Source organism: Pandoraea sp. B-6 (assembly GCF_000282835.1).
Classification (GTDB): domain Bacteria; phylum Pseudomonadota; class Gammaproteobacteria; order Burkholderiales; family Burkholderiaceae; genus Pandoraea; species Pandoraea cepalis.
Genome location: NZ_KB290514.1, coordinates 1 through 24800 on the forward strand (window position 1 = coordinate 1; position 24800 = coordinate 24800).

The window sequence follows — 24800 nt, forward strand, 5'->3', positions numbered from 1 at the left end:
GTGGCGCTACGCCGTGGCGGGATTGCGTCGCCGCGGGCTCGGCAGTGCGTTGCAGGTGGTGGCGCTCGGGCTCGGGTTGATGGCGCTGTTGCTGCTTGCCGTCACGCGTAACGACCTGGTCGCGGGCTGGCGTCAGTCGAGCCCGCCCGACGCGCCGAACCGCTTCGTCATCGATATTCAGCCGGGGCAGGACGCGCCGGTGTTGGCTCAGTTGCGCGCGGCGGGACTGCCAAACGTGCAGCTCTCGCCGATGATTCGTGCGCGTCTGACGGCGATCAACGGCAAGCCGGTGACGGGCGATAGCTACGCGGAAGTGCGGGCGCGGCGACTTGCGGAGCGTGAGTTCAACCTGTCGTACACGGCGGTGCTGCCCGAAGGCAATCGCGTGACGGCCGGACAGTGGTACGGCGATGCCTCGACGCCCCAGGTCTCGATGGAAGAGGGCATCGCAAAGACGCTCGGGCTGACCCTTGGCGACACGCTGCGCTTTGAAGTCGCGGGCCAGCACATCGACGCACCGATCACGAGTCTTCGCAAGCTGGACTGGGGATCGATGCGCGTGAATTTCTTCGTGGTGATGCCGCCCGCCGCGCTGCGTGATTTTCCGATGACGTGGATCACGTCGTTCCATCTCGCGCCAAAGCAACAGGGCGTGGCCGATGCTCTGGTGCGCCAGTTCCCCAATGTGACGGTGATCGACACGGGCGCCTTGCTCGCGCAGATCCAGCAAATCCTGTCGCAAGTCATCGACGCCGTGCAAGCGCTCTTTGTCTTTACGCTCGCGGCGGGCGTGCTGGTGCTGTATGCGGCGCTTGCGGGCACGCGAGACGAGCGCATGCGCGAGAGCGGTATCTTGCGCGCGTTGGGGGCGTCGTCGCGGCAGCTTCGCGATGTGCATCTGGCGGAACTGGTGACCGTGGGCGCGTTGGCCGGGTTGCTGGCCGCGTTGGGCGCCGGCGCTCTCGGATGGGCGCTGGCACGCTACGTCTTCGAGTTCGCGCTGCACTTCAATCCATGGCTGCCCGCGCTGGGCGTCGGGGCGGGCGTGCTGTGCGCGCTGATCGGCGGATGGAGCGGTCTGCGGGCGGTCCTGCGTCAATCGGCGCTGCGCACGTTGCGCGAGGCCTGACGCCCGTCAGGGAAGGTGCGGCATCGTGCCGCTCGCGCACGCGTGGCAGACGCGATGGGCCTGGGGCACAATAGCGGGCATGACGACCGAAAACACTCCGCAAACTCCGCAGACGGACGACGACGCGCAGGACGCTGCCGCGCAACCGACGGCCTTTACCCTGCTTGGCGGCGAGGATCGCGTGCGCGAACTCGTCGACCGCTTCTACGACCTAATGGACCTCGAGTCCGAGTTCGCGGGCATTCGTAGCCTGCACCCAGAGTCACTTGGCGATTCGCGCGACAAGCTCTTCTGGTTCCTGTGCGGATGGCTGGGCGGACCGAATCACTACATCGAACGGTTCGGGCATCCGATGTTGCGCGCCCGCCATCTGCCGTTCCCAATTGCCACGAGCGAGCGCGACCAATGGTTGCGCTGCATGGCGTGGGCCATGCAGGACATTGGCGTCGAAGCATCGCTACAGGAACGGCTGATGCAGGCGTTCCATGGCACGGCGGATTGGATGCGCAATCGGGCGGGTTGAGGCAACCGGCAACCGGTAGCGCCTCGGCAGGCACCCTTTGCCCCCGTCGCGGCGACAGGGGCGATTGGGATGTGTCAGACGTTCGTGGCTCGTTCGGGCAGGGCGGCACGGGCGTGCGACGACGGCGGGTTCGGATCGGGCGCGCCAGCGCGTTGCGTTGCCTGTCCGAATTCGGATGTGTCCGATCGGTATCGGCCTTCCTGTCCGAACGGGCTCTCATAATTCAACTGATGCTCGACGAGATCCAGCGATCGACGCGCCTCCATCGCCGTCATCCACTCGATCAGCCCTTCGGTGGCGATGCCCCCGAACGCACGATAAGCGGCAGCCGAAAACCCCATGCAGGATTGCAGCGAGTCGATGTCGAGCGTGTCGCCGGGCGGCGCTTCCGACGGGGCCGCAGACGGCGTTGGCCCGACACGGTTCGATAACTCGGCCATGGCGTGATGCTCACCGGCGATTCTGCCGGCCTGATTGAAGAACACCATCATCGAGGCGCCCAGCAAGGTCGTCTGGTATTTGGCCCCATACCGCTCGAGGTGTTTCGACCCCAGAAGGGCACCCGCCGAGGTCAGCCAGGCGGTGTTCTTGATGTCGGCCGTCGTCGTCGAGGGCGTGCAGTACTTGCCAATGGCGACCGTCAAATCCATCAGGCTGGACAGCGTCGCCAGGGACGCCGTTGCGAGCGTCACGTTGTGGGCGGTCGCCAAGGCACTGTCGTCGTAGATCTCCTTGATGTTGTTCAGGCTGGCCACGCTTAACGACGCCAGGCTGAGTCCGAAATTTCCCACGTGTTGCATCAAGGCGGTAAAGCGGCCAACGGTGGACGGCGACGGCCGTAGTCGATGCGGCGAGTGTGCGTCGTCTTGCATCGCGCCGAGGGCGATTCGCACTTCGCCCGCAAGCGATGCTTCGTTCGTCGCAGTGGCCGACGCGTTGACGGGGGCAGGCTGGGAGACGTAGTGGGGCGTGGGCAGGGCGTCAAGTCTGGGCATGAATGGGCTCCGAGGGATGGGGTCAGGGGGCGTCGATCAGACGCGTCAGCTTGTCGTGTAGATCAGAGGGGCGGCCGGTGCGACGCACCATGTCGAGCGCATCGCTTGCCATCTCGCGGGCGGTCTCGACATCGCCATTGCGCTGCATGCACACGGCGGCGAAATACAAGGGCTCGGGGTCGCCATAGTCCCGCGCAACCGCGATCATCAAGGGGGCGACGGCGTGTCGATAATCGCCGAGCTGACAAAGCACGTAGCCGAATGCCTTGTGGGCATCCGTGCGTTCCGGGTAGGCGAGGCAGAGGTCGGCAAAGGCGCGTGCGGCACCGACGAAGTCGTTGGCCGCGCAGAGGGCATACGCATGAGAGAAGGCTTGCGACGCGATCGGCGAATCGATCGACGACGTGGCCGGTGATGCGGTCGGCGACACGTTGGGTGAAACCGCGTCAGAGGCGCAACGCTGGGCGCCGTCGGTTCTTGGGGGGAAATGCGTTTGGCCGTTTGGCACCGTGCGGCTGGCCCGGACGTGGGTTTCACCGGCGGCGTGGGGGGCTGAATATCGCTGCATGGAACGTCGTTCCTCCTAAGGGTTACGGCATGGATCCGGCTGCGGCACGCGCGCGCCTGCGGCGCGGCGGGGGGGCGTGTGCACCCCGTTTGGTCCTGTCGGTGCGCGCGTGGCCGCGTTTCATCCTGGACTGCGCAGGCGCAGCCCATTGCGATGACGCTTACGGGCGCGAACCGACGTCAGGTGTGACGGTGTCCAGCGCATCGTGAAAGGCCTCGTTCGACAGATCGGAGACGACCGAATGCAAATCCGATTCGGCATCGAAGAACTCGTCGTCGACGCCGGTCGCGAGTGACTGGATGTCCGCGTTGTCGCCCGGGATGGCCGGTGGCACCGGGATGGACGAGATGGACGCGAGCGCCGAGTCGTCCCGAGACAGTCTCGGGACGACGGTCACCCCCTCAAGTTCATAGTCGAGCTGCGGGCGGGGGGCCATGTGCACGTAGTCGCGTTCGCCGTCCAGCACGACGTAGTTCACGGTGGTCTCGGCCGCCGTGACCCTGTCCACGGACGCGCGCCGCTCACGGCCATCGATGATCGTGCCGAGCACGCGGTTTTGTAGGAAATCGGTTGCGGTCGCCACCCCGTCGGCGATGGCCGAACTCGCATCGTCAACGGCGGCGTCTTTCAGCCATGACGGCACCGGGATACCCAGCGTCTCGAGCAACGGTGCGGCGCCATTGTGAACGGCGCCAAACACCAGCGGACCGTTGGTGATCGCCAAATTGACCACCCCGCCGTACTCCCGCAGCAGGTCGATGCCGGTCCACTGGCCGATGGTCTGGAAGAAGTTGGTGTCGCGAATCTCCGCGCCCGGGATGTCGTCAGGGCCGTGCCAGAACTTGCTGGCTGCGAGCATCAGGCTCGCGATTTCCGTGGATGCCGCGAGCACATGGAGGGGGATGTCGACGTATCCCTTCCAGTCGTCGTCCATCGTGGCGATCGCGAAGCCCAGTGCGGTGCTCTTTGCGATGGCGTTGACGACGTGTCCGATGAGGGCCGCGTTGCGCGCGCCGCGATGCGTTTGAATGGCGCTTTGAAACTGCTCCCAGCACCCTGCCATCAGGTCCTTCGGCGGCTCCGGCATCGCAATGTGTACTTGCGGGTTCGCGCCGACATTGCTGGCGTTCGAGAGGGACTGGAGGGGCGTCGGCAGAGGGGAAGACGAGGGCATACCTATCGTCATGGGGGGCTCCCGGGAATGAATTGGCGTTAAATCGTGGCGAGAAAACGTTCGGCGCGCGCACCGATGTCGGCATGCGCCGCGTTCTGCCGAGAGGTCTCGAGCGCCTGTATGGCGAGATCGCGAGCGAGCGCGCCATCGCCCAACTTCGCCAGGCAATGCGCGCAAATCAGTATCGGTTCGGGGTCGTCGGGTGTGAAAAGTGCCGCCGAGGTGAGCGGTACCAGCGCGAGCGCATAGTCTTCGCGCCCGAAATGCGCGTAGCCGATCAGCTTGTTCACGCTGACGTCCAGCGGAAGTTCCTTGAGCAGGGGATAGAGCACATGCAGTGCCCTTTCGTAATCGGCGGCGAGGTACGCGTCGCGTGCTTGCTGGTAGCGCTGGGGCGCGGTGTCGCCAGCGTCGGGCGGCAGACGCCCGGCGACATCGTGGCGGGGCAGCGAGGGGGGAGGGTGCGTGACATGCATGAGAGGATGGGGGCCGGTTGACAACGTTTCGGATTTTTCCAGGCGCCATGGGTGGGGCGCCTGGGCGGATCCTACGGTTGACGCGGTATCCGTCTCTTTCGATTCGAGGACAAAGCTGTCGTCCGATCGCTCGGTGGGCGCGCATTGGGAAAAGCATGGCGTACCGTACGCCGCGTATGCCCAATTGGCTGGTGTTGGGCCGATGCCGCGAAACCTTTGCCCGGCCAGCAGTGTCGGCGGCTCGCCGTTTCGGCGGTGACGTTGCCGCAAGTGGCGTACCGACCGTACTGGCGTTGCGGCGCCGGATTGTCCCTTGTCACTCAGGCCCGGTTCGCGCGACCATGGCGGATCACCTATGGAGACGCCCCAATGACCACCGAAGCCCTTTTTCGGCAGGACGCCTATCTGCGCCAGTGCGAGGCGCGCATCACGCATATCGACGAGACCGGCATCAGGCTCGATCGCACCGTCTTCTATCCGCTGGGCGGGGGACAAGCGGGCGATGCCGGTGAGTTGGTGCTGGTGGACGGCACTCGCCTCGCCATTGCCGACACGCGCAAGTCAAAACACGAGGGCGCGACGCCCGACGATGCGGTCCATGTGCCCGGCGAGGGCCAGCACGATGTGCTGGCGCGACTCTCGGTCGGCGATATCGTGCAGGCGGAGATCGACTGGGCGCGACGCTTTCGTCACATGCGCTTTCACACGGCGTCGCATCTGATGTGTGCGGTGTTGCCGCATCCGGTGGATGGGTGCAGCATCACCACGGAGTACGCTCGGCTCGATTTCGTGACGAACGAGCCGATCGAGCGAGAGACCGTTGAAGCCGGGTTGGCGGCGCTCGTGGCGGCTGCACGGCCGGTGGCTATCGACAGCATCAGCGACGACGAGATGGCGGCGCGTCCCGAACTGGTGCGCACCATGAGCGTGAAGCCGCCGGTGGGCCTGGGACGCGTGCGTCTGGTGCGTATCGAGGGTATCGATTTGCAGCCGTGCGGTGGCACGCACGTGGCCAATACGGCGGAAATCGGCGCGCTGCGCGTGGCCAAGATCGAGAAGAAGACGTCACGCACGCGTCGTGTGGTATTGGCCTTTGCGTGAGTCTGGCATCATGAGCGCCATCCTTCTCACGCGCGCTCACCTTTCAGGATGATCGATGACGACACCCGCAGGAGCACCTGCTTCGCAAGTACCCCCGTGGCAAACGGTGCTCGATTTCTGGTTCGGCCGTCCGGACGCTCCCGAGTATGGGATGGCGCGGCCCGAGTGGTTCCGTAAGTCGGACGCGTACGACGCGTCGATCCGTACCCACTTCGGCGTGTTGCACGCGCAGGCGCTCGACGGCGAACTCGACGACTGGGCGCAGACGCCGCTCGGGGCGTGCGCGCTGATCGTGGTGCTCGACCAGTTCTCGCGCAATCTCTTTCGGGGGCACGCGAAGGCCTTTGCGGGCGACGCACGGGCGTTGGCCGTGGCGCGGCGCCTGGTCGAGGCGGGCGACGATCAGCGCCTGCCGACACCACAGCATCGTGTTTTCGTCTATCTGCCGTTCGAACACGACGAATCGCTGGAGAGCCAGCACCTTTCGCTGGCCCTGTACGAACCCTTGGCGAAGGCGTTCGGGCTGGTCGATAACCTCGATTACGCGCGCAAGCATGCGGTCGTCATCGAGCGTTTTGGGCGATACCCTCACCGCAACCAGGCCTTGGGACGGACATCGACGCCAGAGGAAATCGCGTTTCTGAAGACGCCGGGATCGTCGTTCTGACGACGGGGATGACGTGTCGCTCAGTCCCGGGGGGCGTCAGACGCCCTCAGCGTTGTCCCGACGCGGCAACGTTGGTGCCAACGGATCGCGCAGAAGCCGATCACGTAGGCGAGCGCTCCGCCGGCCGCCGCACAGGCGGCGAGGCCAGTCGCGAGATGCAGCGTTGCGGTGCCGAAATCGAGGTTCGTCAACTGCGTCCACAAGCTCTCTCTCGCCTTTGTCGCGGCGGCCACCGTCGCTTCGATCTCGGTCTGCGGTGGCCACTCGAACATCCAGCGGCCCAGACGGTGCGCGCCCCAATAGACAAAGGGCGCCGTCAGTGGATTGGTCACCAGCGTGCCGACCGCCGCGAGGAATAGATTTCCGCGTAACAGCGCTGCGGCGAGTATCGCCACGAGCATCTGGCCGACGGGAATCAGAATCCCGAAAAAAACACCGCATGCCAGCCCGATGGCCACGCCTCGCGGCGTGGCTTGCCACAAGGCGCGGCGCAGCAGCAAGCCGGCGTGTGGGCGCAGCCAGCGTGAACGCAGCAGTCGCATCGGGCGAAGCATCTTTAACATCATAGGCAGGTTGCACGTCGAGGAAAGCGTTGACCCAGGCGGGCATGGGGCAGGCGCGCACACGGTGGTCCGCATGCAACGGATGTCTGAGTCCCGGGGGCGGCAGGAGTTCAATCACGCCGCGGGCGACGGCGTGCCGAGCGGTCGTGGTCCCGTGTCTGGCACGAAGAACGGGCGACGGGTGAGGGGGAGGGCTGAAACGCTAGGGGAACCGACACTGCGCAGCCGATGGACTGCGCAGCGATGACGCGGCTGCGCTTAGATCTGTGAACGCTGGTGGGACCAGCGATCGATTTGCGACGGCGTGAAGTGCCGCAGGGTATCGAGCAACGCTTCGGGCGACGCACTGATCTGCAACTGATCCAACTGCGGCCCCTTGAGGAACTGCTCCGTCACCATCGATTTGAGGAACACAATCAACGGATCGTAATACTGATCGACGTTGAGCAGACCGATCGGTTTCGCGTGATAACCGATCTGCAGCCACGTAAAGACTTCGAACAGTTCTTCGCAAGTGCCGATGCCGCCGGGCATGGCAATGAAAGCCTCCGACAGATCGGCCATCATCTGCTTGCGCTGATGCATGTTCTCGACAACATGCAATTGCGTCAGCCCGGTGTGACCGACTTCCCGTTCCATCAGGGCTTTCGGGATGATGCCGATGACTTCGCCGCCGTGCGCCAGCGCGGCGTCGGCAATGATGCCCATCAGCCCGACCTTGCCGCCGCCATACACGAGACGAATGCCCGCTTGCGCCATGCGTCGGCCCAGGTCACGCGCCGCCTCGGCGTAGGCAGGACGTACCCCCGGGGCGGCACCGCAGTAAATACAGATCGATTTGACTTCCGACGCCATGCCTTAATGCGCCCCCTTAGCCGACGATTCTCGCGCCATCCTGTCGTACATCTCGCGCGAGCTCCCTTTCAGATACGGGGCCATTTGCGAGAGGATGTGATAGCTCGACTGATGCAACCCGGCACCGATCTCCGCCGGGTCGTTGTACTTGCGCGGATTCATCACGAACTGGTAGGACAACCAATAGGTGGAGATCACCACCATGTTGGTCGTGACCACCTCGATCTGCTCGGGCGTGATTTCCATTTCGCCCTCGGCCACGAGCAGGTCGCACATTTCGCGCGCAAACCGTTTCTTGTGGCCGACGATCACCTTGAAGTGCGTCTCCAGTGTGCGGTTGCGCGCAAGCAGGTCGTTGAGGTCGCGGTAAAGAAAGCGGAAGCGCCACAGAAATTCGGACATGTATTGCAGGTACGTCCAGACTTCGTCGAGCTTGGGCTTGTGATCGTCGGGCAGCCGCAGTCGCCGTTCGATTTCCTGCTCGAACTGGGCGAAGATGCTGTTGATGATGTCGTCTTTATTGCGGAAGTGATAGTACAGATTGCCCGGGCTGATTTTCATCTCCTCGGCAATCGTGGTGGTCGTGACGTTCGGTTCGCCGATGTCGTTGAAGAGCCGGAGTGACACCTCAAGAATTCGTTCGCGGGTACGGCGCGGCGGCTTTGCTTCCATGTCTGTCGGCCCCGGTAAGCGGCAAGCGTGACGAACGATGTTCTCCGCTTGCGTCTATGAGTTGAATATCAGGTATACGGCGACCGATTATACCCGGCAGCCGCGCGCTGCCAAGCATGGGGGAGGAAGGCGGCGAACGTTATCAGAAAAACGCTGTACGTACCCGTTCGACAATGACGGGCCCGGCGAGCAAGGCCCAGGTGAGCAGGCAAAGGCCGAGCGCGATGAGGACCGCCGCGCTGCCGAAATCCTTGGCACGTTTGGACAGTTCGTGCCGTTCCAGCGAAATGCGGTCGATGGCCGCCTCGATGCTGGAGTTGACCAGCTCGATGATGAGCACGAGCAGCACCGAGCCGATGAGCAGCACGCGCTCGACGGAGGTCACGGGCAGGAAGACCGCCGCCGGCAAGAGGATGGCGGCGAGCGCCAGTTCCTGCCGGAAGGCGCTCTCTTCGAACACGGCGAACTTGAAGCCGGACAAGGAGTATTTCAGGGCACGCCAGGCACGCATGATGCCCCGATTGCCCTTGTACGGATTCGGTTGTTTGTCGCGTGGCGGCGGGTGATCGATGAACAAGCGTCGGGTTCCTCGCCGCAACGGGCTCTGGAGGTGGATCAGACCGCGCTCGCGAGCGACAGCTCGGGTTTGCGCGGATGCAGATGCGAGGCGAACTCTTCGGAGGCCGCCTGCCACGAGAACCGCTCGGCCCAGGCACGCGCACTCGGGCGCGAGACCCTGAGCGCATCGAGACAAGCCTCGCGCAAGTCCTCTCGCAGCGCGCCGCCTTCGCCTTCCGGGCAGCCGTCGAGGACATCGACCGGGCCGGTCACCGGGAAGGCCGCGACCGGCAGGCCGCAAGCCATCGCTTCGAGCAGCACCAGGCCGAACGTGTCGGTACGGCTGGGAAAGACGAATACGTCGGCCGACGCGTAGACCTTCGCGAGTTCGGGCTGCGAAAGCATGCCAAGGTAATTCACGTCGGGGTAGCGCGAGCGCAGTTCGGCCAGTTGCGGCCCTTCGCCCGCAACCCATTTCGAGCCCGGCAAATCCAGTTTCAGGAAGGCCTCGATGTTCTTCTCCACGGCGACACGCCCCACGTAGAGGAAAATCGGATGTGCCGAATTTAGCACATGTGCGTCTTGCGCACGGAAGATGTCAAGGTCGACGCCACGCGTCCAAAGCACCACATTCTGGAAGCCGTTCGCTTCGAGATCGCGCTTGACCACTGGCGTGGGTGCCATCACGGCGTGCGACGCCTTGTGGAACCAGCGCAGAAAGCGGTAGGTTGTCGAGAGCGCAAAGCCGAAGCGCGCCTGCACATACTCCGGGAAGCGCGTGTGATAGGCCGTGGTGAACGGGAAGTCGTTGCGCAGGGCCCATTTGCGCGCGGCCATGCCGAGCGGGCCTTCGGTGGCGATGTGCAGGGCGTCCGGTGCGAAGTCTTCGATGCGCCGTGTCACGCGTGCGCCGGCGAAGAACGCGAGACGGATTTCCGGGTAGGTCGGGCACGGCATCGTGCGGAATTCCTGCGGCGTGAGCAGCTCGACACGATGGCCGGCCGCCTCCAACTGAGCGCGCGTGTTCTTCAACGTGCGGACCACGCCGTTGATCTGCGGATCCCAGGCGTCGGTGACGATCATGATTTTCATCGGGCGCTCCTTCGCGCACATGGCGCGCTTCGGTGACACGCGCGAACTCGCGCGTGAGGGCGCACGTACGACAGCACAGTGCCGTGCGTGCGCGGGGTAAGCGGGGTGAATTCGGGCAAGTGTCTTGGGCCAGCGTCTCGGACTGGCGTCTCCCGAGGTGTGGCGATCATGGCGGCGCGAGGCCGGCCAGGTTCACGGTGCGGGCTCAAGTGCTGACCGTCGCGGTTTTCGCGCGGGCGCGCACGTTGCGTTTTTGCGTCCAGTGGATGATGCGCAGCTCGCCCTCGGTCGTCTCGACCAGCGCTGAGAGGCTCTCCACCCAGTCGCCGTCGTTGCAGTAGAGCAAGCCGTCGATCTCGCGAATCTCGGGCTTGTGGATGTGTCCGCACACCACGCCATCGCAGCCACGGCGGCGCGCTTCGTCGGCCATCACATGCTCGAAGGCCGAAATGAAGTTCACGGCGTTTTTCACCTGGTGTTTCAGATACTGCGACAGCGACCAGTACGGGAAGCCGAAGCGCGTGCGCACACGATTGAACCAGCGGTTGAGTAGCAGGGTGAGGGTGTAGAGCGAGTCGCCCAGATACGCGAGCCACTTGGCGTGCTGAATCACGCCGTCGAACAGATCGCCGTGGGTAACCCACAGACGTTTGCCCGACAGTGTGGTGTGGAACGCCTCGTCGCGCACCGCAATGTCGCCGAACGCCAACCCGCAGAACTGACGTGCCGCTTCGTCGTGATTGCCGGGTACGTAGATCACCTGCGTACCCTTGCGTGCGCGGCGCAGCATTTTCTGCACAACGTCGTTGTGCGCCTGCGGCCAGTGCCAGCCGCGCCGCAGATGCCAGCCGTCGATGATGTCGCCGACCAGGTACAGGTAGTCGGACTCGTGATGACGCAGGAAGTCGAGCAGGTAGTCTGCCTGACACCCTTGGGTGCCGAGGTGGATGTCCGAGAGCCAGATCGTACGGAAGCGGGTGATGCCGTCGGGGGGCGGGTCGAAGGGATCGGGCGTGTCGGGCGGCAGTTCGATCGTGTCGGGCGGGCTGATGGGCGGGGCGGCGGGGCGGCCTGGCGGGGTGTCTGCGAAGTGACCGGCGCGAGCCGCAGACGTTGGGATCGGCAACTCAAAGGTGGGGGTCGTCGTCATACCGGCTCGCACGTCGCGTTGAACATGCGTGCATTGCGCCACGATTTCGTGAAGCGACGATGACAGTCACGATCATGTCGCGAAAGTGGCGTCCAACGTCGCGACGACGCGACAGCGGGACCCGCGCCAGCCAGGGACGCCTCGGATCAGACGGCGCGTGGCAATCCCTGGGCCACGCGCTCGAGCGTCTCGAGCACATGGGCGCGCGCGCGTGGATGCGTGCCCAGCGACACATGTCCGAGCCGGTCGAGCGCGATGTTGTGGGCACCGGGCAGCACGCAAGTGCGCACCGGATAGACGACGTTGTCGTGAAACGTGTAAATCGACGTGATGCGCGCACGTTGCGTTTGCGTTTCGCGACTGGCGAGCGCCGCGAGCCATTCGCTGCCGACGCCCATCTGGCGAGCGTTGGTGCCGAGGCCATGGCGCGCATGCAGGGTGCCGAAGTGCGGCGAGCCGAGCGTGATGGTGTGAGCGACCGGCAGGGTGGGCGCGTGGCGCAGGCAGGCACGCGCCGCGAGTCCGCCCATGCTGTGGCCGATGATGACGACGGGCAGCCGGGTGCGTTCGGCAAGGGCGCGCGTGGCATTGGCAATCGTGGGGGCGTAATCGTCGATGTCGCCGAACATTGGGCCAAGATTGACGGCGTCGCAGTCGTAGCCCGCGTCGGCGAGATGGCGCGAGAAACGCAGCCAGAACGCGCGATTGCAGCCGTAACCATGCAACAGCAATACCGAGACGGGGCGCGCCGGGCCACGCGGCAGCGGCAGCCGGGCGGTGCTGAACCACGGTTGGCAGAGATCGAGCAGGAAGATCGACGCCGCGCATTCGTAGGCCCATACGGCCGCATGGGTGCCGGCGGTGGCGCGCCGCTCCGGCGACGGGTCGCCCTGGGCGGCCATGACGAAGCCGGCCGCAAGGCCGATGGCGTGGGCGACGGGCAACCATAGCACCGTCCATAACAAAGTCGTCCAGGGGCTATGCCAAACGGTCCACGTGGCGACGGCGACGATGAGCGATAGCCCGATTTCGATGCCGCCGTAGATCAGGTGGGCGCGCGAGGCGCGCGGGGCAGGGCGGGCAGCGGGGGGCGCTGTGGTCATTTGCCCAGCACGCTCACGAGACGCGTGCCGGCGAGCCGGTCATGAATGAACTGGTGATCCGGCATCACGCGCATGGCCAAGGCCCAGAGCACGATCCAGCCGGTGAGCAACGCCACGCTGCCCCAGCCCGTGATTCCGAGTCCCCAGTCGAGCGCCATGGCCGGCAGCACCCACAACCATGCGAGCGCGTAACGCGCGACAGCGCGGGCAGTGCGCACCGGTTGTCCATGCGCGTCGACCAGACGGATTTTCCACGTCTTCATCGCGAGCGTCTGGCCACCGTGGGTCCAGAACCAGACGAAGTACGCGCCAAGTACAAGAAACAGCCAGGCTTGCATGGCATGCCGGTGCATCAGGCCGCTGCGCTGCTGGGTGAGGGCGCTGAACAGGTAGCCGGCAAGGAACAGCACGCCGAAGAGCAGCAGCGATTCGTAGAGCATCGAGAGCAGGCGGCGGCGTAGCGTCGGCACAGCGTAGCCATCCGGTTCGATGCCGGACGGCACGTCTGGCGAGGGTGCGGTGTCGGGCGAGCGGTGCGGCGTGGCGGGCTGGGTGGCGGAGTCGGTCATCGCGGCGTGGTCTGGGATTTTTGTCGGGTGCCTGGCGCCCGTGCCGGCATGGGGCAGTGGCGGCGGGCATGTCGCGTCCTGTGCCGCACATTATGCGCAAGAATGTGCCGGCGAGCCAGCCAGTCGGCGGGGGCGTTCGAACGCATAAAGACAAACGGCCGCCCGGGGGGGCGGCCGTTGCGGCATGACAATGGCCAGGGGCGGCTGGCGTCAGGCGTCAGTTGTGATGATAAATCTCGGCGTTGAAGACGGCGTCGCCATTCTTGTCGCCGTTTGCCGTGCCCGCGCTCGCCGGCGTCGCTCCTGGCGACGGTGCGGCAGAAGTCGGCATCGATTGCCCGGTCGCCGGTGCTGCCGCGCCCGATGCCACCGGCGCCGGCAACGCGCCATTCTTGCCCGGGGTGCCGGCCTCCTTGCGATGCACTGCAGCGTACGGATTTTTCACGCCTGGGCGGCCCGACGGCGGTGCGCTGACCACGTTCGGACGGTTGGCCTGCTTTCGGTCGTCCGCGGCAAGGCGCTTTTTCTGTTCTTCGGTGAGCTGCTGATACTGCTGCCACATCTGCGCTTTTCGCTCGGGCGGCAGCGTCTTGGCATTCTGATAACTCTCTCGCGCCAGCTTGCGCTGCTCGGGCGTCAGGCGCACCCAGTCCGCCATGCGGTCATGCAGGCGCTTGCGGCTTTCCGGTGACAGCGTATGAAAGCGCTTGGCAATCTCGATCCACTTCTCGCGCTGACGCTCGCTCATGCGATTCCAGTCCTGGGCGAGCGGCGCGAGCGCCTCTCGCTGGCCGGCCGTGAGCTTGGCCCAGTAACCGCCGGGCGATGCCATAGACGTCGCCGCAGCGCCGCTCGCGGTCGCACCGCTGGCCGTCAGATTGCCGACCGGCCCATTGGTGGGGGTGGCGCCGTCGGGGGCAGATGCGCCGGCCATGACCGGAGGCACGTCGGACACCGCTTCAGGCGCGTGCGTGTGGCGCAGCGCGGCCGTGCCGGCGATCGCGGCCGCGATCAGCGCGGCGAGCAGAAGAAATACATTGCGTCGCGTCACGGGGGGGGCTTGGGTAGGGGGGCTACTGGGCACGCTTCACATAGGCGTTGAAGCCATGGTCGGCATAGGCCGACAACGGGAGTTCGTCGCTCAATACGGCGGCATCGATGTCTGCCAAGTCCTGAATGTGTTGCTGATGCTCCCAGTACGCGAGTCCCGCCAGGCCGATCACCAATGCGGCAAGCGGCCAGAGCAGCCCGAGACGGCGCAGCTTGTCGAACGTGCGGCGCGGGCCGCCGGCTTCCGACGATGGCATGGCGCCGACACCGGCGAGCACCAGCGCCGGTTGCACGATGGCCACCGGTTCGGGCTTTTTGCGCGCGAGCGCCTCCTGACGAGCGGCGGCCAGCCGGGCCGCGATATTCGGCGACGGCGCATCGGACGCTTCGTCCAGCGCACGTCGCACGCGATGTGCGAAGCGGAGTTCCCTCGTTTCCAGATCGTGACTCATAACCTGATCCCTTTTGCCTTCAACGCCTGCGCCAACGCATGGGTGGCGCGCGAGCAGTGCGTCTTGACGCTGCCCTCCGAGCACCCCATCGTGGCGGCCGTCTCGGCAACGTCCATATCTTCCCAGTAACGCATGAGGAAGGCTTCTCGTTGACGTGTCGGCAGTTTCTGTATTTCCGCGTCGATGAGCGAGAGGATTTCGGCGCGCGAAACGGTCTCTTCGCTGCTCTCGGTCTGCACAGACCCATCCTCGGCCAATAAGGTTTCCAGAGGATCGAAGTCGTCGCGTTCGTCGTCGCCCGGGCCCGCGAGATTTGAGAATAGCGTGACCCAGGTGTTACGCACCTTTTGCCGACGGAAATAGTCGTGAATGGCGTTCTGGAGAATGCGCGTGAACAGCAGCGGCAGGTCGGCCGGCGGCTTGTCGCCGTATTTTTCGGCCAGGCGGATCATCGCATCCTGAACGATATCGAGGGCGGCCTCGTCGTCGCGTACGGCATAGACGGCCTGCTTGAAGGCGCGCCGTTCGATGCCCGCGAGAAAATCCGCCAGTTCCTTGTCAGATGCCATCCGGTGGGGTGCACGCAGCGTTGCGCGCTGCGCCTTTGAAATGCCATGTAAGCGTAAAGGCCACGTAAAGATTCATGTAGCCGGTGCGGATGCTACCAAAAACGCGCTGTGCTGTAACCGCTTTTGCTTCCGGTGGTGCCGGTTTGCGACGGCGCCGGGCTCGCCAGCTTCCTATCGTGTGAAGATTGTGCACCGGCTTGGGGCGGCGTGGGGCATGGCGTGGGGATTCTGCGAGGCCGACTTTGCAGTCATGCTGCAAATGCATAAACCTGCTTGACCATTTTGCTGCAAACCGGTAATGTTGCCAGTTCGCAATATCTGTGATTGTCTCAATATCGGCACGCCTATCCGGGGTGTCCATCATTCAGACGCGCAGCTTGAGCCCGAACCACAAGTTCGCGGGGAGAGCACCCGATCAAAATTTTTGCCGAAACTTTGAAAGGTCGACGATGAATATGCCAAGCGCGGAATTCTCCGAGGCGGAAGCTACACGCCACCAAAATACTTCCGAAGACATGATTGGCGCCGAGATTCTCGTGCGCTCGCTTCAGGAAGAAGGGGTCGAACATCTGTGGGGTTATCCCGGCGGTTCGGTTCTCTACATCTACGACGAACTCTACAAGCAGGACAAGATCCAGCACATCCTGGTGCGCCATGAGCAAGCCGCCGTGCATGCGGCCGACGCTTATTCGCGCTCCACCGACAAGGTCGGCGTGTGTCTCGTGACGTCCGGCCCCGGCGTGACCAATGCGGTCACCGGGATTGCCACGGCGTACATGGATTCGATCCCGCTCGTCATCATCACCGGGCAGGTGCCCACGGCCGCCATCGGCCAGGACGCCTTCCAGGAATGCGACACGGTCGGCATTACCCGCCCGTGCGTCAAGCACAACTTCCTCGTGAAGGATGTGCGCGATCTCGCCGCAACCATCAAGAAAGCCTTCTATATCGCCAAGACGGGCCGTCCGGGTCCGGTGCTGGTTGATATTCCGAAGGACGTGTCCAAGGCGCGCTGCCGCTTCGACTATCCGAAGTCGGTGTCGCTGCGCTCGTACAATCCGGTCACGAAGGGGCACTCGGGCCAGATCCGCAAGGCGATGAGCCTGCTGCTCTCGGCCAAGCGTCCCTATATCTATACGGGCGGCGGCATCATTCTGGCCGACGCGTCGAAGGAACTGAACCAGTTCTGCGACCTGCTCGGCTATCCGGTGACCAACACGCTCATGGGCCTGGGCGGGTATCGTGCGAGCGATCCCAAGTTCCTCGGCATGCTGGGCATGCACGGCACCTACGAAGCGAACATGGCCATGCAGCACTGCGACGTGCTCATCGCCATCGGCGCGCGCTTCGACGACCGTGTGATCGGCAATCCGGAACACTTCTCCGAGCGTGCGCGCAAGATCATTCACGTCGATATCGACCCGTCGTCGATTTCCAAGCGTGTGAAGGTCGATATCCCGATCGTCGGCGACGTGAAGGAAGTGCTGCGCGAGATGATCGAAAACCTGCAAACCGCGGAGCAGGGCCCGGACACCGGGGCGCTGGCCGACTGGTGGAAGCAGATCGAGGAATGGCGCTCGCGCGATTGCCTCGCGTTCGATCGCCAGAGCGAAATCATCAAGCCGCAACATGTGGTCGAGACGTACTGGAAGCTCACCGACGGCGAAGCCTTCGTGTGCTCGGACGTCGGCCAGCACCAGATGTGGGCGGCGCAGTATTACCGCTTCAACAAGCCGCGCCGCTGGATCAACTCGGGCGGCCTGGGCACGATGGGCTTCGGCCTGCCGGCGGCCATGGGCGTGAAGATGGCGCACCCGGATGCCGAAGTCGCCTGTATCACCGGCGAAGGCTCGATCCAGATGTGCATCCAGGAACTCTCGACGTGCCTGCAATACCGCACGCCGATCAAGATCCTGTCGCTCAACAACCGCTATCTGGGCATGGTTCGCCAGTGGCAGCAGATCGAATACAGCAAGCGCTACTCCAGTTCGTACATGGACGCGCTGCCCGACTTCGTGAAGCTTGCCGAGGCGTACGGTCATGTGGGCATTCGCATCGAGAAGTCGTCGGACGTCGAGCCCGCACTGCGCGAGGCGTTGCGCCTGAAGGATCGTACGGTATTCATGGATTTCCAAACGGATCCCACCGAAAACGTCTGGCCGATGGTCCAGGCGGGCAAGGGCATCAGCGAGATGCTGCTCGGTTCGGAAGATCTGTAAGCCGAGGCGCGCGCCGACAGTCGCCGCCGGTCAGGCCGGCGCGGGCGCGACGTCCCCACACTAGGACAATCCGGGATACACCATGAGGCATATTATTTCTGTTTTGCTCGAGAACGAGCCGGGCGCGCTGTCGCGTGTGGTCGGCCTGTTTTCGGCGCGTGGCTACAATATCGAGACCCTCACCGTCGCGCCGACCGAAGATCGGTCGCTCTCGCGCATGACGGTGGTCACGACGGGCTCCGACGACGTCATCGAACAGATCACCAAGCACCTGAACCGGCTCATCGAGGTGGTGAAGGTGGTCGATCTGACCGAAGGGGCGCATATCGAACGTGAGCTGATGCTCATCAAGGTGCGCGCCGTGGGCAAGGAGCGAGAAGAGATGAAGCGGATGTCGGATATTTTCCGCGGCCGCATCATTGACGTTACTGAAAAGACCTATACGATCGAACTGACCGGGAATTCGTCGAAACTCGACGCCTTCATCGACGGGCTCGATCGTACGGCGATTCTCGAGACGGTTCGTACCGGTGGCTCGGGCATCGGGCGCGGTGAGCGCATCCTGAAAGTCTGATCGGTAGCGGCAACGCGGTAAGCGGATTTCGATCCATTCTGATTTGAGTAATTTTTTGGCATTACGGGACAATTCCAAATGAAAGTTTTCTACGACAAAGACGCCGACCTCTCCCTCATCAAGGGCAAGCAAGTGACGATCATCGGCTATGGCTCGCAAGGCCATGCCCACGCCCAGAACCTGAAGGACAGCGGTGTGAACGTGACGGTCGGTCTGCGCAAGAATGGCGCTTCGTGGAACAAGGCGGTCGGCGCCGGCCTGAACACCAAGGAAGTGGCGGAAGCCGTGAAGTCGGCCGACATCGTCATGATGCTGCTGCCGGACGAGCAGATCGGCGACGTGTACAAGAACGAAGTGCATGGCAACATCAAGGAAGGCGCCGCCCTGGCCTTCGCGCACGGCTTCAACGTGCATTACGGCTGCGTGATTCCGCGTGCTGACCTCGACGTCATCATGATCGCCCCGAAGGCCCCGGGCCACACGGTGCGCTCGACGTACTCGCAAGGCGGCGGCGTGCCCCACCTGATCGCCGTGGCACAGGACAAGTCGGGCGCCGCGCGCGACATCGCCCTGTCGTACGCTGCCGCAAACGGCGGCGGCCGTGCCGGCATCATCGAAACGAACTTCCGCGAAGAAACGGAAACCGACCTGTTCGGCGAGCAAGCCGTGCTGTGCGGCGGTACCGTCGAGCTGATCAAGGCCGGTTTCGAAACGCTGGTCGAAGCCGGTTATGCGCCGGAAATGGCCTACTTCGAGTGCCTGCACGAACTCAAGCTGATCGTCGACCTGATCTATGAAGGCGGCATCGCCAACATGAACTACTCGATCTCGAACAACGCCGAGTACGGTGAGTACGTCACCGGCCCGCGCGTCGTGACCGAAGAGACGAAGAAGGCGATGAAGCAGTGCCTGACCGATATCCAGACCGGCGAGTACGCCAAGTCGTTCATCCTGGAAAACAAGGCGGGTGCCCCGACCCTGATCTCGCGTCGTCGCATCACGGCCGAGCACCAAATCGAGCAAGTGGGCGGCAAGCTGCGGGCAATGATGCCGTGGATCGCCAAGAACAAGCTCGTCGACCAGTCGAAGAACTAAGTACGACGCGCCGCAAGATGCGTACGCCCGGCAGCGTGTGGGCGTCCACTGGCGGCGCACGGCAGGCGGCTTGGGCGCGTCAAGCGCATCGCGCGTTTGAGCGCCGGAACCGCCGCGCCTGGCCGTCCGTTTTGCTGTAGCTGTCGCTATGGCAAGGCGGACGGCTTTTTTCGTTTCCTCTCCCCCCCGCATCGACCGTGAACTGACATCGTGGCACCTCGATGTGGCCGGCTTTGCGGTGGCGACGCCGATCGGTCGATTGGGGAAAAAGTGTCGCCGCGCCGCGCGCATTGCTACAATGCCGCCACGTCACGGTTTGGCCCAACGCAGGCCGACCCGCTCACTCAACCGTTTTACCAAGGACGCGAGTTCAATCGCATGAATTATCCTCACCCGATCATTGCCCGCGAGGGCTGGCCCTTCCTGGGTATCGCCGTCGCCGTGGCGCTCGTCGTGCACTTCATGGCCGGCGTGCTGTGGGCCGCGCCGTTCTGGGTGATCGCCCTGTTTGTCCTGCAGTTCTTCCGGGATCCGCCGCGACAGGTGCCGCAGCAGGCCGGCGCCGTACTTTCGCCCGCCGACGGACGCATCGTGGCCATCGAAACCACGCAAGATCCGTACGCTGGTCGTGAAGCGTTGAAGATCAGCGTGTTCATGAACGTTTTCAACGTGCACTCGAATCGTGCCCCGGTTGACGGCACGGTGACCAAGGTGGAATATTTCCCGGGACGTTTCTTCAACGCCGATCTCGACAAGGCATCGCTCGAAAACGAGCGCAATGCGCTGGTGATCGACGTGGGGGGGCAGATCGTCACGAGCGTGCAGGTCGCAGGACTCATCGCGCGCCGGATTTTGTGCTACGTGAAGGTGGGCGATACGCTTTCGCGCGGTCAGCGTTACGGTTTCATTCGTTTCGGTTCACGGGTCGACGTGTACCTGCCGCTGGGCTCGCGTCCGCGCGTGACCATCGGCGAGAAGGTGTCGGCCACCTCGACGATCCTGGCCGAGCTGTAAGCCACTCGAGCCCACGGACCACGGCCGTGTGCGGCGGCGCGACTTCCTGTCGTGCGTCACCGTGTCGCGGCCTGCAACGGCTTTCGCTTCTTGCGTTCCAATCGCGGTGATCCGATGCGGGATCGCCCGCTGTCATAGCATCGTCAAGGAGGTCCGCATGCCGGAAAACCATCGCGGCCGCTTGCGCAATAATGTCAGGCATCTTTCGGCGTTCAGCCGTCACAACCATTCATCCGCAGAGCCATTGATGAACGAAGACCACGACCACGGTGTGGAGGACGATCTGCCGGTGCGCCCGCGCAATCGCGGCATCTACCTGTTGCCGAACGCCTTTACGACCGCCGCGCTGTTCTGCGGCTTCTTCGCGATCGTGCAGGCCATGAACGATCGTTTCGAGCAGGCCGCCATCGCGATCTTCTTCGCCATGGTGCTCGATGGCATGGACGGGCGCGTGGCACGTATGACCAACACGCAGAGCGCGTTCGGCGAGCAATACGATTCGCTCTCGGACATGACCTCGTTCGGCGTAGCGCCGGCGTTGGTGATGTACGAATGGATTCTCCATGAGATCGGCAAGTGGGGCTGGCTCGCCGCGTTCGTCTACGTGGCCTGCGCGGCTTTGCGGCTGGCGCGCTTCAATACGAACATCGGCGTGGTCGACAAGCGCTTCTTCCAGGGCTTGGCGAGTCCGGCGGCCGCGGCGCTTATTGCCGGTTTCGTGTGGATTACGATCGACAACAAATTACCGGTCAACGTTTTCTGGATGCCCTGGGTGGCGTTCGGGCTGACGATTTACGCGGGGATGTCGATGGTATCGAATGCGCCGTTCTATAGCGGCAAGGCGCTCGATGTGCGCCAGCGGGTGTCGTTCGGCGTGGTGCTGCTCTTCATGGTCGGCTTCATTCTCGTGTCGTCCGACCCGCCGCTGGTGCTCTTCGGCATGTTCTGCCTGTACAGCGTTTCCGGCTATGTGCTCTGGGCCTTCCGCTTTCTGAAGGGGCGCCGGCAGCGCATTTTCGGCGACGTCGACGAATAACGGTGGCAAAACAAGGGGCGTCTCGGTGCGCCCCTTGTCACATTCGCCTGTCAGGCTTGCCGGGCGATCGTTTGCGGTGCGATGTTGTAGTCTTGCGAATGCAGGCCGGAAGTTTCCCCTGGCCCGGGCAGGTCGTGGCAACGCTGAGCCGACCCGGTGCCGTTTCCATGGTTCGACGTGACGAAGGAGCAAGCATGGGCATTCTGGACTTTGTGAAAGAAGCCGGCGAGGCATTGTTGGGCGGCCAGGCGCAAGCCGCAGAGGCGCCCGCGCCGGGGCCTGACGCGGACGAAGCCAACCGCAACGCGGCCGACGCCATCGAGGCGTACATCAAGACGCAGAACCTCGACGCGACCGGCCTGACCGTCACGTTCGACGGCGCATCGCGCACGGTGACGGTGTTCGGCGTGGCCCCGGATCAAGCGACCAAGGAAAAGATCCTGCTGTGCTGCGGCAACGTGAAGGGTGTCGAGAAGGTAGACGACCGGATGTCGGTGTCGACGGCGTCGGCCGAGGCGACGTTTCACACCGTGGAGAAGGGCGATACCTTGTCGGCGATCTCGAAGAAGGTCTATGGTGACGCCAACCGATACAACGCCATTTTCGAGGCCAACAAGCCGATGCTCTCCAGCCCGGACCGAATCTATCCGGGACAGGTGCTGCGCATTCCAGTGGCCTGATCGTCGTTTGTCTCGTGATATCCAGCCCGGCGCCGTGCCGGGCTGTTCATGGGGGGGAGCAGGCAGGATCGCGGGCTCGCGGGCGCCTGTCTGCATGCGGCTTGCGGCCCGCGCCGCGCGTTGCGAAATCACCCGATTGCGACTATATTGGCGCTCATGATTTCAGGCGCCACCCCGGCTTCGGACCTTCCTCTCGCACCGCCAACGCTATGCCATTCCCCCGTTCGCGGGCCGGCCATGCCTGCGCGCGTCGCGCGCTGATTTCCTCCCGGTAGTTGCCCGCCCGTCCGACGATCCGTCCGCCCATGTTGCCTGCTGCGTGAGCACAGTGTCGTGGGCGGCCAGGCGTCCTTCGGCTTGCGACTGCGCCGCCCCCGGACATCTAGAACGAACTGAACCCTACAAGATCCCCACTGGAGAAAGTCATGGCCGACAAGCTGATCATTTTCGATACGACCTTGCGCGACGGTGAACAGTCGCCCGGCGCGTCGATGACGCGCGATGAGAAGATTCGCATCGCCCGTCAGCTGGAGCGTCTGCGCGTGGACGTGATCGAAGCCGGCTTCGCCGCCAGCTCGAACGGCGACTTCGAGGCCATCCGGGCCATTGCCGGCATCATCAAGGACAGTACCGTCTGCTCGCTTGCGCGTGCCAACGATCGCGATATCGCCCGCGCCGCCGAGGCCCTCAAGGGCGCGAACTCGTCGCGTATCCATACGTTCATCGCCACGTCGCCGCTGCACATGGAGAAGAAGCTGCGCATGAGCCCGGATCAGGTGCTCGAGCAGGCGAAACTCGCCGTGCGATATGCGCGTCAGTTCACCGACAATATCGAATTCTCACCGGAAGACGGCAGCCGCTCCGAGCTGGATTTCCTTTGCCGCGTGCTGGAAGCCGTCATCAACGAAGGCGCGACGACCATCAACGTGGCCGATACCGTGGGTTACGGCGTGCCGGAACTTTACGGCCAGCTCGTACGCACGCTGCGCGAGCGTGTGCCGAATTCGGACAAGGCGGTCTGGTCGGTGCACTGCCACAACGATCTGGGCATGGCCGTCGCGAACTCGCTGGCGGGGGTGCAGTTGGGGGGCGCGCGTCAGATCGAATGCACGATCAACGGTCTGGGCGAGCGCGCGGGCAATACGGCACTCGAAGAAGTCGTGATGGCGATCAAGACCCGCAAGGATTACTTCGGTCTGGAGCTCGGCATCGATACGACGCAAATTGTGCCGGCCTCGAAGCTCGTCTCGCAGATCACCGGCTTCAGCGTTCAGCCGAACAAGGCGGTGGTGGGCGCCAACGCGTTTGCGCACGCCTCGGGCATCCACCAGGACGGCGTGCTCAAGGCGCGCGACACCTACGAGATCATGCGGGCGGAAGATGTGGGCTGGACCGCCAACAAGATCGTGCTCGGCAAGCTCTCGGGCCGCAACGCCTTCAAGCAGCGCCTTCAGGAGCTGGGCATCGAGATGGCGTCGGAGCAGGACGTGAATGCCGCGTTCGCTCGCTTCAAGGAACTGGCTGACCAGAAGGCTGAAATCTTCGACGAGGACATTCTGGCGATCGTCTCGAATGAAGCGCAGGCCGACAGCAGCGAGCATTTCCATCTCGTGTCGATGGCGCAACATTCCGAGACGGGCGAGCGCCCGAGCGCCCGCGTGGTCTTCACCGCGCAGGGTAAGGAACTCATGGGAGACGCCGAGGGTAACGGCCCGGTCGACGCCGTGCTCAATGCCATCGAATCGCAGGTGCAAAGCGGCGCCGAGCAACTGCTGTATTCGGTGAACGCGATCACGACGGGTACGCAATCGCAGGGTGAGGTGACGGTGCGACTGTCGAAGGGCGGGCGCATCGTGAATGGCGTGGGCACAGATCCCGATATCGTTGCGGCGTCTGCCAAGGCGTATCTGTCGGCGCTCAACAAGCTGTATTCGAAGGCCGAGAAGCTCAACCCGCAACTGACGCCGTAAGCGAGGGCGCACTGGCGCCGTTTACGACCGATCCATGGCACGACACGCCCGCCTCCGGACATCCGGCAAGCGGGCGTTTTGCTGTTGGTGGGGCTCGAAATGCGATCAGAACAGGTCGTGATCGAACTTCTCGTGTAGCGGATCGGGGCTGATCTGGGTCGTCTTGACGATGCCGTCCGCATCGAAATAGAAGTTCATCATCGAGTACCAGACGTCGTCCTGCTTGAAGCGATAAGTCCAGACTTCGCGCTTCATGAGGGGGAAGTACGACGTTTCGACCGGTTCGCCGAAGTGATGCAGCACGTCGGTTTTCGTCCACTTGTCGATCTCGACCTTGTTGAACTCCGGCATCGAGAGCACTTGCGCGGTACCCAGCAGGCGGCCTTGAGCGTCGAAATCGGCGGCGATCGTCTCTTCGCCGAACGGCTTGGTTGGATAGAGCCAGCGCGTCACGCCGGGGGTGAGCGGATAGATTTCCCTGGGTTTGCCCAGCCTTGCTTGCACCTCGGCCTGCGAGGCGTTGGGGGAAATGGTTTGCCACGGGGGCGTGTAGCAGGCGCTCAGCGATAGCGCGAGTGCGCCGCCCAAGAGCCAGCGCAGTGCCGCGGCGGGGCGTGAAGCGCCGGGCAAGGCGGCGGCGGTGTTCGGGGGGGCGATGCCCGCGCGCGCCCGAGTCGAATCAGTCATGAATGGCCTCGCGTCAGAGGAAGACGGCCGCAGAGCGGCATGTCGATAGCATACCGCCGTGTCGCGCGTTCCGGGGTGGGGCGGCTTGCCGGGGGCGGGTGGGGGCGTTATGATTCGCGCCGACACAGTCTCAGAGGCCTCGATGAAAGTTCATGACTTGCTGGCGCGCTTGAGCGCGGTGTTGTGCGCCGCTGGCTTGCTGGCCGCGACCAGCCTTGCCCACGCGGCACCGCCGATCCGGCTGGGGGGGGGCGGGGGG

General features: G+C 64.0%; 25 protein-coding genes and 2 pseudogenes. 11 read left to right on the top strand and 16 right to left on the bottom strand.

Annotated features, from left to right (window positions below; genetic code table 11):
- Both A985_RS0109985 and A985_RS0109990 read left to right on the top strand, forming a co-directional pair.
- Window positions 1-1129: FtsX-like permease family protein (locus A985_RS0109985; RefSeq protein WP_017233266.1), on the top strand; the 1129-nt coding region annotated here is incomplete at its 5' end.
- Between the two features lie 79 nt (window positions 1130-1208).
- Window positions 1209-1652: a group II truncated hemoglobin gene (locus A985_RS0109990; protein WP_017233267.1), complete on the top strand. Its 444-nt coding sequence runs from the start codon at window positions 1209-1211 to the stop codon at window positions 1650-1652.
- Window positions 1653-1726: 74 nt separating this feature from the next.
- On the opposite strand, the gene A985_RS0109995 is transcribed toward A985_RS0109990, so the two are convergent.
- From A985_RS0109995 to A985_RS0110010, 4 genes are all read right to left on the bottom strand, one after another.
- On the bottom strand, window positions 1727-2647 hold the full coding sequence (locus A985_RS0109995; RefSeq protein ID WP_017233268.1) for a hypothetical protein: 921 nt from the start codon (window positions 2645-2647) through the stop codon (window positions 1727-1729).
- 22 nt (window positions 2648-2669) lie between these two features.
- Window positions 2670-3077 (bottom strand): hypothetical protein, encoded by a 408-nt coding sequence (locus A985_RS0110000; RefSeq protein ID WP_017233269.1) that lies wholly within the window; start codon window positions 3075-3077, stop codon window positions 2670-2672.
- Window positions 3078-3375: 298 nt separating this feature from the next.
- Entirely contained in the window at window positions 3376-4389 is a 1014-nt protein-coding gene (locus A985_RS0110005; RefSeq protein ID WP_017233270.1) for a hypothetical protein, read from the bottom strand.
- A gap of 38 nt (window positions 4390-4427) precedes the next feature.
- On the bottom strand, window positions 4428-4865 hold the full coding sequence (locus tag A985_RS0110010; protein ID WP_017233271.1) for a M48 family metallopeptidase: 438 nt from the start codon (window positions 4863-4865) through the stop codon (window positions 4428-4430).
- A 369-nt stretch (window positions 4866-5234) separates the two neighbouring features.
- Between A985_RS0110010 and A985_RS0110015 the strand changes: the two genes are divergently transcribed.
- Both A985_RS0110015 and A985_RS0110020 read left to right on the top strand, forming a co-directional pair.
- Window positions 5235-5966 (top strand): alanyl-tRNA editing protein, encoded by a 732-nt coding sequence (locus tag A985_RS0110015; protein WP_017233272.1) that lies wholly within the window; start codon window positions 5235-5237, stop codon window positions 5964-5966.
- A 55-nt stretch (window positions 5967-6021) separates the two neighbouring features.
- Entirely contained in the window at window positions 6022-6633 is a 612-nt protein-coding gene (locus A985_RS0110020) for a DUF924 family protein (protein ID WP_039830161.1), read from the top strand.
- Between the two features lie 20 nt (window positions 6634-6653).
- Here the strand turns inward: A985_RS0110020 and A985_RS27005 are convergent, their stop codons facing one another.
- The 11 genes and pseudogenes from A985_RS27005 to A985_RS0110075 all read right to left on the bottom strand — a co-directional run bounded on the left by A985_RS27005 (window position 6654) and on the right by A985_RS0110075 (window position 15266).
- A complete protein-coding gene (locus A985_RS27005; protein WP_017233274.1) occupies window positions 6654-7187 on the bottom strand; it encodes a DUF2062 domain-containing protein in 534 nt (177 codons plus the stop codon).
- Between the two features lie 267 nt (window positions 7188-7454).
- Window positions 7455-8051 carry a TIGR00730 family Rossman fold protein gene (locus tag A985_RS0110030; RefSeq protein WP_017233275.1) on the bottom strand — a complete coding sequence of 199 codons (597 nt, stop codon included), beginning with the start codon at window positions 8049-8051 and terminating at the stop codon, window positions 7455-7457.
- A gap of 3 nt (window positions 8052-8054) precedes the next feature.
- A complete protein-coding gene (locus A985_RS0110035) occupies window positions 8055-8723 on the bottom strand; it encodes a TetR/AcrR family transcriptional regulator (protein ID WP_017233276.1) in 669 nt (222 codons plus the stop codon).
- A gap of 142 nt (window positions 8724-8865) precedes the next feature.
- Window positions 8866-9261 (bottom strand): annotated as a pseudogene (locus A985_RS24980) (diacylglycerol kinase); the annotation flags it as partial.
- Between the two features lie 77 nt (window positions 9262-9338).
- Window positions 9339-10373: a glycosyltransferase family 1 protein gene (locus A985_RS0110045; protein ID WP_017233278.1), complete on the bottom strand. Its 1035-nt coding sequence runs from the start codon at window positions 10371-10373 to the stop codon at window positions 9339-9341.
- Between the two features lie 205 nt (window positions 10374-10578).
- Window positions 10579-11349, bottom strand: a pseudogene (locus tag A985_RS0110050) (UDP-2,3-diacylglucosamine diphosphatase); the annotation flags it as partial.
- 320 nt (window positions 11350-11669) lie between these two features.
- Window positions 11670-12626: a triacylglycerol lipase gene (locus tag A985_RS24985; protein ID WP_017233280.1), complete on the bottom strand. Its 957-nt coding sequence runs from the start codon at window positions 12624-12626 to the stop codon at window positions 11670-11672.
- Entirely contained in the window at window positions 12623-13195 is a 573-nt protein-coding gene (locus A985_RS0110060; protein WP_017233281.1) for an RDD family protein, read from the bottom strand. Before A985_RS0110060 ends, A985_RS24985 begins: the two co-directional genes overlap by 4 nt.
- 217 nt (window positions 13196-13412) lie before the next feature.
- The gene (locus tag A985_RS24990) at window positions 13413-14246 is read right to left on the bottom strand and encodes a DUF3106 domain-containing protein (protein ID WP_017233282.1); all 834 of its coding nucleotides are present in this window, start codon (window positions 14244-14246) and stop codon (window positions 13413-13415) included.
- Between the two features lie 22 nt (window positions 14247-14268).
- Window positions 14269-14697 carry a DUF3619 family protein gene (locus A985_RS0110070; protein WP_017233283.1) on the bottom strand — a complete coding sequence of 143 codons (429 nt, stop codon included), beginning with the start codon at window positions 14695-14697 and terminating at the stop codon, window positions 14269-14271.
- Window positions 14694-15266, bottom strand: a complete 573-nt coding sequence (locus tag A985_RS0110075) for an RNA polymerase sigma factor (protein WP_017233284.1) — start codon at window positions 15264-15266, stop codon at window positions 14694-14696. The genes A985_RS0110070 and A985_RS0110075 overlap by 4 nt, the downstream gene beginning before the upstream one ends.
- Before the next feature lie 449 nt (window positions 15267-15715).
- Between A985_RS0110075 and A985_RS0110080 the strand changes: the two genes are divergently transcribed.
- The 7 genes from A985_RS0110080 to A985_RS0110110 all read left to right on the top strand — a co-directional run bounded on the left by A985_RS0110080 (window position 15716) and on the right by A985_RS0110110 (window position 23854).
- On the top strand, window positions 15716-17485 hold the full coding sequence (locus A985_RS0110080; protein ID WP_017233285.1) for an acetolactate synthase 3 catalytic subunit: 1770 nt from the start codon (window positions 15716-15718) through the stop codon (window positions 17483-17485).
- 82 nt (window positions 17486-17567) lie between these two features.
- Complete coding sequence (ilvN, locus tag A985_RS0110085; protein ID WP_026131822.1) at window positions 17568-18059, top strand: acetolactate synthase small subunit; 492 nt, start codon at window positions 17568-17570, stop codon at window positions 18057-18059.
- Window positions 18060-18137: 78 nt separating this feature from the next.
- Window positions 18138-19154: a ketol-acid reductoisomerase gene (gene ilvC / locus A985_RS0110090; protein WP_017233287.1), complete on the top strand. Its 1017-nt coding sequence runs from the start codon at window positions 18138-18140 to the stop codon at window positions 19152-19154.
- Between the two features lie 378 nt (window positions 19155-19532).
- Entirely contained in the window at window positions 19533-20168 is a 636-nt protein-coding gene (locus tag A985_RS0110095) for a phosphatidylserine decarboxylase (RefSeq protein WP_026131823.1), read from the top strand.
- Between the two features lie 157 nt (window positions 20169-20325).
- Complete coding sequence (gene pssA / locus A985_RS0110100) at window positions 20326-21204, top strand: CDP-diacylglycerol--serine O-phosphatidyltransferase (protein WP_017233289.1); 879 nt, start codon at window positions 20326-20328, stop codon at window positions 21202-21204.
- Window positions 21205-21398: 194 nt separating this feature from the next.
- A complete protein-coding gene (gene lysM, locus A985_RS0110105) occupies window positions 21399-21884 on the top strand; it encodes a peptidoglycan-binding protein LysM (RefSeq protein WP_017233290.1) in 486 nt (161 codons plus the stop codon).
- Between the two features lie 425 nt (window positions 21885-22309).
- Window positions 22310-23854, top strand: coding sequence for a 2-isopropylmalate synthase (locus A985_RS0110110; protein WP_017233291.1), 1545 nt, complete (start codon window positions 22310-22312; stop codon window positions 23852-23854).
- A gap of 105 nt (window positions 23855-23959) precedes the next feature.
- Here the strand turns inward: A985_RS0110110 and A985_RS0110115 are convergent, their stop codons facing one another.
- Window positions 23960-24541 carry a hypothetical protein gene (locus A985_RS0110115; protein WP_017233292.1) on the bottom strand — a complete coding sequence of 194 codons (582 nt, stop codon included), beginning with the start codon at window positions 24539-24541 and terminating at the stop codon, window positions 23960-23962.
- Window positions 24542-24800: the final 259 nt, after the last annotated feature.